This window comes from Kitasatospora sp. CB01950 (assembly GCF_001905465.1).
Taxonomy (GTDB): Bacteria; Actinomycetota; Actinomycetes; order Streptomycetales; family Streptomycetaceae; genus Kitasatospora.
Genome location: NZ_LISX01000002.1, coordinates 190,337 through 202,703, shown reverse-complemented (window position 1 = coordinate 202,703; position 12,367 = coordinate 190,337). Strand labels below are relative to the sequence as shown.

Genomic DNA, 12,367 nt, shown 5'->3' with positions numbered 1-12,367 from the left:
GTCCTCGGGCCGATCCGGCTGTCGTGCCGGCTCTACTCGTCGTCCTCGTCCTTGGGACGTTCCGTCGCGTGCCCCGTGATGGGCTTCTCGCCCTTCGGGCCCTGGTTCTCGCGGCGCCGCAGGTAGCGCTCGAATTCGCGGGCGATCGCGTCCCCGGAGGCCTCCGGCAGTTCCGCGGTGTCCTGCGCTTCCTCCAACTGCTGGACGTACTCGGCGACTTCGGAGTCCTCCGCGGCGAGCTGGTCGACGCCGAGCTGCCAGGCGCGGGCGTCGTCGGCGAGTTCGCCCGGCGGGATGCGCAGGTCGAGGAGGTCTTCCAGCTTGTTGATCAGGGCCAGGGTGGCCTTGGGGTTGGGCGGCTGGGAGACGTAGTGCGGGACGGCGGCCCAGAAGGTGACGGCGGGGACGCCGGCGTGGGCGCAGGCCTCCTGGAGGACGCCGACGATGCCGGTGGGGCCCTCGTAGCGGCTCTCCTCCAGGTCGAGGCTGCGCGCCACCGTCGCGTCCGAGGTGACGCCGGAGACCGGGACCGGCCGGGTGTGCGGGGTGTCGCCCAGCAGTGCGCCCAGGACGACGACCAGTTCGACGCCCAACTCGTGGGCGAAGCCGAGCAGTTCGTTGCAGTAGGAGCGCCAGCGCATGCTGGGTTCGATGCCGCGGACGAGGACCAGGTCGCGCGGCTTGGGCTCGGTGACGCGGACCACCGAGAGCCGGGTGGTGGGCCAGGTGATCCGGCGGACGCCGCCGTCGAGCCAGATGGTGGGCCGGTTGACCTGGAAGTCGTAGTAGTCCTCGGCGTCGAGTGCGGCGAACACCTTGCCGCCCCAGGTCTCGTCGAGGTGTCCGAGTGCGGCCGAGGCCGCGTCGCCGGCGTCGTTCCAGCCCTCGAAGGCGCAGATCATCACCGGGTCGATCAACTCGGGCACGTCTTCCAGCTCGATCACCCGGCATCTCCCTCCGTCCATGGCGGGGGCGCTGCCGCCCCCAGGTCCCTACCTGCCCAGCCTACGGGCTTTGAATGCCACCCGTGGCCGGGCAAGGGATCCAGCCTATCCGTCAGTCGACGGGCTCTGCGCAGGCGACGGTCGGGTTCATCGCGAGGGTGCCGGGCGGCGCGGGGACGGTGAAGCTGACGGTGGCTTCGTCGGGGCAGGTCGCCTCGGTGCCGCCCTTGAGGTGCACGGTCTGCTTCACGTACTCCTTGTCGACCTTGTACTCGGGCTTGTGGTCGCCCTTCCCGTCACAGCGGGTCTCGGCGACGGTGTCGGAGCCGCTCGCGCTCTTGGTGGCGTAGACGCAGTCGCCGACGACGATGCCGACGCCGCCGCCACCGCCCGGGTCGCCGGGGTGCGGGTCGCGGAGGTTGCGCAGGCAGGCCCAGGCGGAGCGGTTGCCGGCGACGTCGGTCAGCGCGTTCTGGGTGAGGTCGAGGGCGACGTCGGTGCCGTCGGGGCAGTCCGCGCCGTGCGGGAGGGCGGCGGCGACGCCGGTCAGGGTGCCGCTGCGCTTGGTGACCTTGGCCTCGGCGCCCGGGCTGTCGCAGGGCACCATCTCGTAGTGGGCACCGGTCCCGCTGCCGCCCGGGTCGAGCGCGCGGGCGCAGCTGCCCTCGGCGAAGTAGGAGTCGTCGAGCCGGGCGGTCGTGGGGGAGGCCGCCGGGGAGGTGGTGGCGGTGGGGGAGGGGCTGGGCGGCGGCGCGGGCTTGGCGTGCTTGGCGGGCCGGCAGCCGACCAGGAGCAGGCAGGCGGTGAACAGGGCCAGTCCGGTCCCGGCGCCGCGCAGGAGTGTGCGGGTCATGTCGGTCCTCCGTACCCGTGGTGCGTGGGGATGGGCACAGGAAATGCCCAACTCGCCTGGAAATAGCGGTCTTTGGTCCACGTTACCGTGACGCGCCGCCGGCCCCGTCCGACGGCCGGGACGTGATCTTCGTCGCGGTCGGCGCGCCCGTTCGCGGTTCCCGGGCGGCCCCGGCAGGCTGTGCGCAGAGACACCCCTTTTGTCAGATTTACTCTGCGCTGCGAGGAGAGAAGGCCATGAAGGCAGCTGTGGTCCGGGAGTTCACCGAGCCGCTGGAGATCGAGGAACGCGAGGTGCCGACCCCGGCGCCGCACCAGGTGCTGGTGCGGATCGAGTGCTCCGGCCTGTGCCACACCGACATCCACGCCGCCCACGGCGACTGGCCGGTCAAGCCGTCCCCGCCGTTCGTCCCCGGCCACGAGGGCGTCGGCATCGTCGAGGCGGCCGGTTCGAACGTCCGGCACGTCGAGGTCGGACAGCGGGTCGCCATCCCGTGGCTGGCCGACGCCTGCGGCCGCTGCGACTACTGCGTCACCGGCTGGGAGACGCTCTGCCCGGCCCAGCACAACTCGGGCTACTCGGTGGACGGCGCGTACGCCGAGTACGCCCTCGCGCACGGCGACTACGTGGTGCCCGTCCCGGACGGCGTGGACCCGATGGACGCCGCCCCGCTGTCCTGTGCGGGCGTCACCACGTACAAGGCCGTCAAGCTGTCCGGCGCCCGGCCCGGCACCCGGGTGCTGATCTCCGGCATCGGCGGCCTCGGCCACCTCGCGCTGCAGTACGCGAAGATCTTCGGCGCCGAGACCGTCGCGGTCGACATCACCGACGACAAGCTGAAGCTCGCCAAGGAACTCGGCGCCGACCACGTGATCGACGCCCGGATCCAGGACGTCGCCCACGAGGTGCAGAAGCTCGGCGGCGCCGACGCCGCCGTCTCGCTGGCCGTCTCCAACGCGTCCTTCCGCGCCGCCTACGACTCGCTGCGCCGCGGCGGCACCCTCGTCCTGGTCGCGCTGCCCGCCGAGGGCGAGCTGACCCTGCCGGTGTTCGACACGGTGCTGAACGGCACCAAGGTGATCGGCTCCATCGTCGGCACCCGGCAGGACCTCGCCGAGGTGTTCCGCCTGCACCAGCTCGGCCGGACCCGCGTCATCCGGGAGACCCGCAGGCTGGAGGACGTCAACGCCTGCATCGAGGACGTGCTGGCCGGCAAGGTCTCCGCCCGCCTGGTGTTCGACCTGCGCTGACCCGCGACGGAGGGGGCCCGGAACGCGCGTCCGGGCCCCCTCGGCAGGTCAGCGCGACGAGGAGCCGGTCATCAGCGCGGTGATCTCCGCGGCCGGCTCCGGGCCGAGCCGGCCCCAGTCCTCCTTGTAGCCGTACACGCCGGCCAGCGTGCGGGCCTCGTAGTCGCCGTTCAGCACCTCGATGTCGTCGGGCGTGATCAGCGACGGGTGGGCGACGCCGAGCGCCGACGACACCTTCGCCAACTCCCGGCGCAGGGTGCGCAGATAGACCGCCGCCCGGGTCGACTTCGACGCCGGGTCCACGCCGCGGGCCAGCCACGGGTTCTGGGTGGCGATGCCGGTCGGGCACTTGTCGGTGTGGCACTTCTGGGCCTGGATGCAGCCGATCGACAGCATCGCCTCGCGCGCCACGTTGATCATGTCGGCGCCCAGCGCGAACGCCACCGCCGCGTTCTCCGGCAGGCCGAGCTTGCCGGAGCCGATGAACGTCAGCTCGTCGGTCAGCCCCAGCTCGGCGAAGGTGCCGTAGACCCGGGAGAAGCCCATCCGGAACGGCAGCGACACAGAGTCCGCGAAGATCCGCGGCGCCGCGCCGGTGCCGCCCTCGCCGCCGTCCACCGTCACGAAGTCGACGCCCCGGTCGCCGCGCGCCATCAGCGCCGCCAGCTCCTGCCAGAAGTCCTGCTCGCCGACCGCGCTCTTGATGCCGACCGGCACACCGGTCTCGGCCGCCAGCAGCTCGACGAAGTCCAGCATCGAGTCCACGTCGCCGAACGCCGAGTGCCGCGACGGCGAGGCGCAGTCCTTGCCGACCGGGATGCCGCGGATCGCCGCGATCTCCGGCGTCACCTTCGCCCCCGGCAGCATGCCGCCCAGGCCCGGCTTGGCGCCCTGCGACAGCTTGATCTCGATCGCCCGGACCGGCGCGCCCGCGACCACGTCCTTGAGCCTGCCGAGGTCGAAGCTGCCGTCCTCGTTGCGGCAGCCGAAGTACGAGGTGCCGAGCTGCAGCACCAGGTCCGCGCCGCTGCGGTGGTACGGCGACAGGCCGCCCTCGCCGGTGTTGTGCATCGCGCCGGCCTGCGCCGCGCCCTTGTTGAGCGCGGTGATGGCCGCCCCCGAGAGCGAGCCGAAGCTCATCGCGGAGATGTTGACGACGCTGCCCGGCCGGAACGCCTTCGCCCGGCCGCGCGGCCCGCCCAGCACCTTCGCCGACGGCAGCGGGGCCTGCGGGTCGTGCCCGTCCGGCAGCGGCCCGGCGAAGGTGCGCTGCTTCAGGTAGGCACGGCCCTGCGCCCCCGCGACGTCGACCTCGGTGCCGAAGCCGAAGTAGTTGTTCTCCTCCTTGGCGGAGGCGTAGATCCAGCTCCGCTGGTCGCGGCTGAACGGCCGCTCCTCCTCGTTGGAGGTCACGATGTACTGCCGCAGCTCCGGCCCGACCGTCTCCAACAGGTACCGGGCGTGCCCGAGCACCGGGAAGTTCCTCAGCAGGGCGTGCTTCTTCTGGACCAGGTCGCGGGCGGCGAGGACCGCCACCGCGGCGGCCGCGGCCGCGCCGATCTTGCGGGCTTGCATGGATGTTCCCCCTCGGGTGCCGGCCCCATCCCCACACGGCGGAGCCGAACCGATGCTAAGAGGCCCCCCGAACCGGCTCGCGACCAGGGGGCCCCGAAGACGACACGCGAGGTCAGATGCACCAGCCGTCGCGGTACGCCGCCCAGTGGTCGGGCGTGGCGGCGAAGTCCACGTACAGCGCCAGGCCGAAGTTCTCCCGGGCGCCCGCGCCGAGCCCGAGACGGGCCCCGCGGACGGCGGCCCGGACCGTCTCGGCGTCCCCCCGGTGCGACGGCGTGTCGGCCCAGTACGCGGGCAGGCCCATCAGCAGGTCGACGCCCGGCGGGGTGTTCGCCAGCGCCAGCGAGGTCTGCCGGGCGACGTAGCCGCCGTACAGCGACTCCACCGGCATCGAGGTGTCGTACGACATCACCGCGACCTGGTCGACCCGCTGCGCGGCCTGCGCGAAGTACCCGGCGCTCCACCACTTGCCGTGGTCGGTCAGCGCGAAGCTCACCGTCCCGACCAGCGGAACCGGCTCGATCTGCGGCGCCGCGATCGACAGCGGCGCGGCGCGGGCGGCGGTCAGCGCGTGCACCTGGTCGAGCAGCGCGAGGAACCCGGGCGAGCCGTCGTGCACCGGCTCCAGGTCGAAGTGGACGCCGTCGAAGCCCAGGTCGAGGACCTGCTTCGCGGACGCGGTGATCCGCTCCCGCACGTCCGGGCGGTCCAGGTGCAGGCCCTCCTTCTCGGGCGCGACCACATCGCCCAGCCAGGACTGGATCCGCACCCCCGGCATCGCCGCCCGGGCCCGGCCGAGGAAGTCCGCCACCCCCGGCGCCAGCTTCGGGTCGAGCGAACCGTCGTGCTCCAGCGGGCCGGTGTGCACGTACAGGTCGTGGATGCCGGTGCCGCGCACCCGCGCCGCCAGCACCGACAGGTCGGCGTCGGTGCGCCGCCCGTCCACCCAGGCGTGGCCCAGCCAGATGGCGTCCCGCCCGCGGGTACGGGCGTCGGCCGCCGGATCGCCCGTGTACGACCAGCGCAGCGCGAGCGCCGCGCCCAGCACCGGCAGCACCAGCAGCGCGGCCAGCGCCGCGCAGGCGGTCAGCGCACGGCGGCGCCGGGTCCAGCGGGTGCGCAGGCTCCAACGGCGACGCGCCCGGACCGGGCCTGTCCGCCATGCGGACACGGCCAGGGCACGGAGACGGTGACGCGACCTGCTCGGACGCGGTGAAGCGGGCATGCTCGGGCTCCCTTCCGGTGGACAGGGACGCCCAGATGGCGAAATGGGTTCCATCGCACCGCCGTCGGGCGGATACCCTGGCGGGGTGCGTCCCCGGGACAGGTGGGTTCGCATAGCCGACAGCCGTCGCACTCAGGGAGCAAGCCACATGGCCACCGTTGTACCCACGTCCGCCCAGCAGGACCGCGCCGACGCCTTGCGCGAGGCCCTCGCCACCCGGGTGGTGGTCGCCGACGGAGCCATGGGCACGATGCTCCAGGCCCAGGAACCGACGCTGGAGGACTTCCAGCAGCTGGAGGGCTGCAACGAGGTCCTCAACGTGACCCGCCCGGACATCGTCCGCTCGGTGCACGACGCGTACTTCGCGGTCGGCGTGGACTGCGTGGAGACCAACACCTTCGGCGCCAACCACTCGGCGCTCGGCGAGTACGACATCTCCGACCGGATCTTCGAACTGTCCGAGGCCGGCGCCCGGATCGCCCGCGAGACCGCCGACGAGTACACCGCCGAGGACGGCCGCACCCGCTGGGTGCTCGGCTCGATCGGCCCCGGCACCAAGCTGCCGACGCTCGGTCACACCACCTTCGAGACCGTCCGCGAGGGCTTCCGGCTGAACGCGGCCGGCCTGATCGCGGGCGGCGCCGACGCCCTGCTGGTGGAGACCAGCCAGGACCTGCTGCAGACCAAGGCCTCCGTGCTCGGCTGCAAGGACGCCCTCGCCGAGGCCGGCCTGAACCTGCCGGTGCTGGCGCAGGTCACCGTCGAGACCACCGGCACCATGCTGCTGGGCTCCGAGATCGGCGCGGCGCTGACGGCGCTGGAGCCGCTCGGCATCGACTTCATCGGCATGAACTGCGCCACCGGCCCCGCCGAGATGAGCGAGCACCTGCGCTACCTGGCGAAGAACGCCAAGATCGGCCTGTCCTGCATGCCGAACGCGGGCCTGCCGGTGCTCACCAAGGACGGCGCGCACTACCCGCTCAGCCCCGAGGAACTCGCCGACGCCCACGAGGGGTTCGTCCGGGACTACGGCCTCTCGCTGGTCGGCGGCTGCTGCGGCACCACCCCCGAGCACCTGCGCCAGGTCGTCGAGCGGGTGCAGGGCCGCCCGCTGGCCGCGCGTGAGCCGAAGCCCGAGCCGGCCGCCGCCTCGCTGTACCAGGCGGTCCCGTTCCGGCAGGACACGTCCTACCTGGCGATCGGCGAGCGCACCAACGCCAACGGCTCGAAGAAGTTCCGCGAGGCGATGCTCGCCGCGGACTGGCAGACCTGCGTGGAGATCGCCCGCGACCAGATCCGCGAGGGCGCCCACCTGCTCGACCTGTGCGTCGACTACGTGGGCCGCGACGGCGTCGCCGACATGAAGGAGGTCGCCGGCCGCCTCGCCACCGCCTCCACCCTGCCCATCGTGCTGGACTCCACCGAGCCGCCCGTGCTGCGGGCCGGCCTGGAGATGCTCGGCGGCCGCGCGGTCCTCAACTCCGTCAACTACGAGGACGGCGACGGCCCCGACACCCGGTTCGGGCGGATCGCCGGCCTGGCCCGCGAGCACGGCGCCGGCCTGATCGCCCTCACCATCGACGAGGAGGGCCAGGCCCGCACCGCCGACAAGAAGGTCGCCATCGCCGAGCGGCTGATCGAGCAGCTGGGCCGCGAGTACGGCATCCACGAGAGCTCGGTCCTGGTCGACTGCCTGGCCTTCACCCTGGCCACCGGCCAGGAGGAGTCCCGCCGCGACGGCATCGAGACCATCGAGGCGATCCGCGAGCTCAAGCGCCGCCACCCGGACGTGCAGACCACCCTCGGCCTGTCCAACATCTCCTTCGGCCTCAACCCGGCCGCCCGACAGGTCGTCAACTCGGTCTTCCTGCACGAGTGCGTCGAGGCCGGCCTCGACTCGGCGATCGTGCACGCCGCCAAGATCCTCCCGATGAACCGGATCCCCGACGACCGCCGGCAGGCCGCCCTCGACCTGGTCTACGACCGCCGCAGCGAGGGCTACGACCCGCTGCAGAAGCTGCTCCAGCTGTTCGAGGGCGTCTCCGCCGCGTCCAGCGCAGCCTCCAAGGCCGAGGAGCTCGCCGCCCTCCCGCTGGAGGAGCGCCTGCAGCGCCGCATCATCGACGGCGAGCGCAACGGCCTGGAGGCCGACCTCGACGCCGCGCTGACCGAGCGCCCCGCGCTGGAGATCATCAACGACACCCTGCTGTCCGGCATGAAGGTGGTCGGCGAGCTGTTCGGCTCCGGCGAGATGCAGCTGCCGTTCGTGCTGCAGTCCGCCGAGGTGATGAAGGCCGCCGTCGCGCACCTCGAACCGCACATGGAGAAGGCCGACAGCGAGGGCAAGGGCACCATCGTGCTCGCCACCGTCAAGGGCGACGTCCACGACATCGGCAAGAACCTGGTCGACATCATCCTGTCGAACAACGGCTACAACGTGGTCAACCTGGGCATCAAGCAGCCCGTCTCGGCGATCGTCGAGGCCGCCCAGGAGCACAAGGCCGACGTGATCGGCATGTCCGGCCTGCTGGTCAAGTCCACGGTGATCATGAAGGAGAACCTGCAGGAGCTCAACCAGCGCGGCCTGGCCGCCGACTACCCGGTGATCCTCGGCGGCGCCGCCCTCACCCGCGCCTACGTCGAGCAGGACCTGCACGAGATCTACGACGGCGAGGTCCGCTACGCCCGCGACGCCTTCGAGGGCCTGCGCCTGATGGACGCCCTGATCGGCGTCAAGCGCGGCGTCCCCGGCGTGGTGCTGCCCGAGCTGCGCCAGCGCCGGCACGCCCGGGTCGAGATCGACGAGCCGGAGGAGGTCAACCTCGGCCAGATCCGCTCCGACGTCGCGATCGACAACAAGGTGCCCACCCCGCCGTTCTGGGGCGACCGCATCATCAAGGGCATCCCGTTCCAGGACTACGCCTCCTGGCTCGACGAGGACGCCCTCTTCAAGGGCCAGTGGGGCCTCAAGGGCGGCCGCTCCGGCGGCCCGTCCTACGAGGAGCTGGTGGAGACCGAGGGCCGGCCCCGGCTGCGCGGCTGGCTCGACCGCCTGCAGACCGAGGGCTGGCTGGAGCCCGCCGTCGTCCACGGCTACTACCGGGCCAACTCCAAGGGCGACGACCTGATCGTCTACGGCGAGGACGACGCCGAGCTCACCCGCTTCACCTTCCCCCGCCAGCGCCGCGGCCGCCGCCTGTGCCTCGCCGACTTCTTCCGCCCCGAGGAGAGCGGCGAGCGCGACGTGGTCGGCCTGCAGGTCGTCACCATGGGCAACCGGATCTCCGAGGCCGCCAACGAGCTGTTCGCCGGCAACTCCTACCGCGACTACCTCGAACTGCACGGCCTGTCCGTGCAACTCGCCGAGGCGCTCGCCGAGTTCTGGCACGCCCGGGTCCGCTACGAACTCGGCTTCGGCGACGAGGACCCGCAGGACGTCAAGGACATGTTCGCCCTCAAGTACCGCGGCGCCCGCTTCTCGCTCGGCTACGGCGCCTGCCCCAACCTGGAGGACCGCGCCAAGATCGCCGAACTGCTCAAGCCCGAGCGGGTCGGCGTGATCCTCTCCGAGGAGTACCAGCTGCACCCCGAGCAGTCCACGGACGCCATCGTGCTGCACCACCCGGAGGCCAAGTACTTCAACGCACGCTAGGGCCTGTCCGGACAGGCCCTGGGCCCCGGGCGCGGGGAGAACTTCAACCGGGGATCATCCGTTCGCCTCGCCGCCGCCCGGTGCAATCCGCTCCGGCGGGCGTATTCTTGATGATCCTGAACGGGCCGGTCCGCTCACCAGCGGGCCGGCCTGTGCCATCCCCGGACGCAGTGCGCTCCGGACGACCCCCGGAAGGACGGCGCGCATGACGACGGTCTCGACCCCGGTCCGAGTCGGCGGAGACGGCGAGGGCAGCGGCCTGCAGGCCGTGCTGCTCGACATGGACGGCACTCTGGTCGACACCGAGGACTTCTGGTGGCAGGCCGAGGTCGACCTGTTCGCCGAACTCGGCCACCGCCTCACCGCCGAAGACCGCACCCACGTGGTCGGCGGCCCGATGACCCGCGTCATCGACTACCTCCTCACCCGCACCGGCGCGGCGATCCGCCCCGCCGACCTCGGCGCCCAGATCAACCGGCGCTTCGTCGACCTGCTGGCCGGCGGCGTCCCGCTGATGCCCGGCGCCGAACGGCTGCTCAACACCCTCGCCGCGCACAGCATCCCCGCCGCCCTGGTGTCCGCCTCGCACCGGCACATCATCGACATCGTGCTGCGCAGCCTGGGCGCGCAGAACTTCGCCTTCACGGTGGCCGGCGACGAGGTGCCGCGCACCAAGCCGTTCCCCGACCCCTACCTGACCGCCGCCGCCCGCCTGGGCGCCGACCCGGCGCGCTGCGTGGTCGTCGAGGACACCCCCACCGGCGTGGCCGCCGCCGAAGCGGCCGGCTGCCCCGTCATCGCCGTCCCCTCCATCGCCGCCATCGAACCCGGCCCCGGCCGGCTGGTGCTGCCCTCCCTCGAACACGTCGACCTCGACCTGCTGCGCACCCTGGCCGGCACCCGAGTGTGACCTTCGTCTCGTTCCCGCGGATTTCCGGTTCCCCTCCGCGTCCGTGGGTACGCGGACCGTATCCGGCAGCAGGTGTGAAAACGGGCAATGGCAGACAACTCGTCGGCCCGGGCACCACGCTCCGTCGCCTGCCGTCCACCCCAGGTTCGAACAGACGGTGACCAGCCGGATCCGATGTGGCACGCTACAACGGATCAGACGCCCTCCCGTGCCGCCGCCCACCGCCGTCAGACATCGGCAGGCGGGCACCCGCGCGGTCGTACCGGCCTGCGCCCTGCCGCCCCACCCCGGCGGCCGGACGCGGGCCTCCGGGGCGAGCCGGCCGCACGCAGTAAGGAAGACCACCCCGCATGACTACGCCCAACCGCCTGGCCGTGCTCAGCTGCGCCGCGCTCGTCGCCACCACGGCGGCCGGCTGCGCGTCCGTGGAGAAGGTCGCCAACGGCGGCGACAACGGCGCCGCCATCACGCTGGGCACCACCAACGGGACCACCGTCCTGGACCCGGCCGGCGCGTACGAGATCGGCTCCTGGCTGGTCCTCAACAACTCCTTCCAGTCGCTGCTGTCCTTCCCGCCCGGCGCGACCGTGCCGCAGCCGGACGCCGCCGAGTCCTGCCAGTTCACCGGCAGCGACACGATGACGTACAAGTGCACGCTGAAGTCCGGGCTGAAGTTCACCAACGGGCACCCGGTGACCGCCGAGGACGTCAAGTTCTCGATCGACCGCACCAAGAAGATCAACGACCCGACCGGTCCGACCCCGCTGCTGTCCACCATCAAGTCGGTGGAGACCAACGGCGACTCCGAGGTGATCTTCCACCTGGAGACCCCCGACGCGGTGCTCCCGGCCAAGCTCGCCTCGCCGGCCGGCGCGATCGTCGACCACCAGGTCTTCCCGGCCGACAAGCTGCTCGCCAACGACAAGCTGGTCGGCTCCGGGCCGTACCGGATCGACGCGATCGAGAACAAGGGCCCGAGCCCCGCCAAGATCACGCTCTCGCCGAACGCGACCTACCAGGGCGCCGCCGGCAAGCCGGAGAACAGCAAGTTCACCGTCCGCTTCTACGAGAAGGCGGAAGACCTCAAGGCAGGCCTCGACAAGGGCGAGATCGACATCGCGGCCAACGGTCTGGACCCGGCGACCGCCGCCCAGATCAAGACCGACGACCAGTCCGGCAAGGGCAACCTGCGGGTCGCCGAGGGCGACAGCGCCGAGACCTTCTACCTGGTCTTCAACACCAAGGACGAGGTCGGCGGCAAGCAGGCGGTCCGCCAGGCCATGGCCCAGCTGCTCGACCGCAAGGCGCTGGCCCACGACGTGTACGCGGGCACCGTGCTGCCGCTGTACTCGGTCGTCCCGGCCGGCGTGGTCGGCCACAACACCGCCTTCTTCGACAAGTACGGCGAGCCGGACGTCGCCAAGGCCAAGAAGCTCCTGACCGACGCGCACATCACCACCCCGGTCAAGATCAACCTGACCTGGTCCCGCTCCCGGGCCGGCGCCGCCGAGCTGGAGAACGTCAAGAAGCAGCTGGACGCCAGCGGCCTGTTCCAGGTGACGGTCCAGCAGGAGGCGGACTGGAACACCTTCCTGGCGAACTGGTCGAACAACAGCTACCAGGCCTACCTGATCGGCTGGACCCCCGACTACGTCGACGCGGACGACTACATCTCCCCGCTGGTGGTCGAGGGCGGCGCGTTCCACAACAACTGGGACAACCCGCAGATCAGCAACAAGCTGGTACCGGACTCGATCAAGCTCACCGACCGCACCGGCGCCGGCGCGTACGCCCAGATCCAGAACATCCTGGCCGACTCCGTGCCGATGCTCCCGCTCTACCAGAACAAGTCGTTCTACGTGTACAAGAACGGCGTCACCGGCGTCGACACCACCGTCGACAACACCAGCCGCTTCCGGTTCTGGCTGATCGGCCGCAACAAGAAGTAACGATTCGCC

General features: G+C 71.7%; 8 protein-coding genes. 4 read left to right on the top strand and 4 right to left on the bottom strand.

The features are described 5' to 3' along the window. Positions 1 to 32: 32 nt before the first annotated feature. Both AMK19_RS05660 and AMK19_RS05655 read right to left on the bottom strand, forming a co-directional pair. The gene (locus AMK19_RS05660; protein ID WP_073808649.1) at positions 33 to 944 is read right to left on the bottom strand and encodes a PAC2 family protein; all 912 of its coding nucleotides are present in this window, start codon (positions 942 to 944) and stop codon (positions 33 to 35) included. Positions 945 to 1,056: 112 nt separating this feature from the next. After that, positions 1,057 to 1,797, bottom strand: coding sequence for a hypothetical protein (locus AMK19_RS05655; RefSeq protein WP_073808648.1), 741 nt, complete (start codon positions 1,795 to 1,797; stop codon positions 1,057 to 1,059). A 236-nt stretch (positions 1,798 to 2,033) separates the two neighbouring features. On the opposite strand from AMK19_RS05655, the gene adhP reads away from it, so the two are divergent. Then, a complete protein-coding gene (gene adhP, locus AMK19_RS05650) occupies positions 2,034 to 3,047 on the top strand; it encodes an alcohol dehydrogenase AdhP (RefSeq protein WP_073808646.1) in 1,014 nt (337 codons plus the stop codon). Between the two features lie 48 nt (positions 3,048 to 3,095). On the opposite strand, the gene AMK19_RS05645 is transcribed toward adhP, so the two are convergent. Both AMK19_RS05645 and AMK19_RS05640 read right to left on the bottom strand, forming a co-directional pair. After that, the gene (locus tag AMK19_RS05645; protein WP_073808645.1) at positions 3,096 to 4,622 is read right to left on the bottom strand and encodes an FMN-binding glutamate synthase family protein; all 1,527 of its coding nucleotides are present in this window, start codon (positions 4,620 to 4,622) and stop codon (positions 3,096 to 3,098) included. Positions 4,623 to 4,734: 112 nt separating this feature from the next. Further along, positions 4,735 to 5,793 carry a hypothetical protein gene (locus AMK19_RS05640; RefSeq protein WP_241844260.1) on the bottom strand — a complete coding sequence of 353 codons (1,059 nt, stop codon included), beginning with the start codon at positions 5,791 to 5,793 and terminating at the stop codon, positions 4,735 to 4,737. 202 nt (positions 5,794 to 5,995) lie between these two features. On the opposite strand from AMK19_RS05640, the gene metH reads away from it, so the two are divergent. The 3 genes from metH (at position 5,996) to AMK19_RS05625 (ending at position 12,358) form a co-directional block, all read left to right on the top strand. After that, the gene (metH, locus tag AMK19_RS05635; RefSeq protein WP_073808643.1) at positions 5,996 to 9,499 is read left to right on the top strand and encodes a methionine synthase; all 3,504 of its coding nucleotides are present in this window, start codon (positions 5,996 to 5,998) and stop codon (positions 9,497 to 9,499) included. 205 nt (positions 9,500 to 9,704) lie between these two features. Further along, positions 9,705 to 10,409, top strand: coding sequence for an HAD family hydrolase (locus AMK19_RS05630; RefSeq protein WP_073808642.1), 705 nt, complete (start codon positions 9,705 to 9,707; stop codon positions 10,407 to 10,409). A gap of 350 nt (positions 10,410 to 10,759) precedes the next feature. Then, complete coding sequence (locus AMK19_RS05625) at positions 10,760 to 12,358, top strand: ABC transporter substrate-binding protein (protein WP_073808640.1); 1,599 nt, start codon at positions 10,760 to 10,762, stop codon at positions 12,356 to 12,358. Positions 12,359 to 12,367 lie beyond the last annotated feature (9 nt).

What these genes read in the sequence shown, in the direction of transcription:
- AMK19_RS05655 (WP_073808648.1), bottom strand. Translation starts at nt 1,797, where the DNA reads ATGACCCGCACACTCCTGCGCGGCGCCGGGACCGGACTGGCCCTGTTC.
- adhP (WP_073808646.1), top strand. Translation starts at nt 2,034, where the DNA reads ATGAAGGCAGCTGTGGTCCGGGAGTTCACCGAGCCGCTGGAGATCGAG.
- AMK19_RS05645 (WP_073808645.1), bottom strand. Translation starts at nt 4,622, where the DNA reads ATGCAAGCCCGCAAGATCGGCGCGGCCGCGGCCGCCGCGGTGGCGGTC.
- metH (WP_073808643.1), top strand. Translation starts at nt 5,996, where the DNA reads ATGGCCACCGTTGTACCCACGTCCGCCCAGCAGGACCGCGCCGACGCC.
- AMK19_RS05630 (WP_073808642.1), top strand. Translation starts at nt 9,705, where the DNA reads ATGACGACGGTCTCGACCCCGGTCCGAGTCGGCGGAGACGGCGAGGGC.
- AMK19_RS05625 (WP_073808640.1), top strand. Translation starts at nt 10,760, where the DNA reads ATGACTACGCCCAACCGCCTGGCCGTGCTCAGCTGCGCCGCGCTCGTC.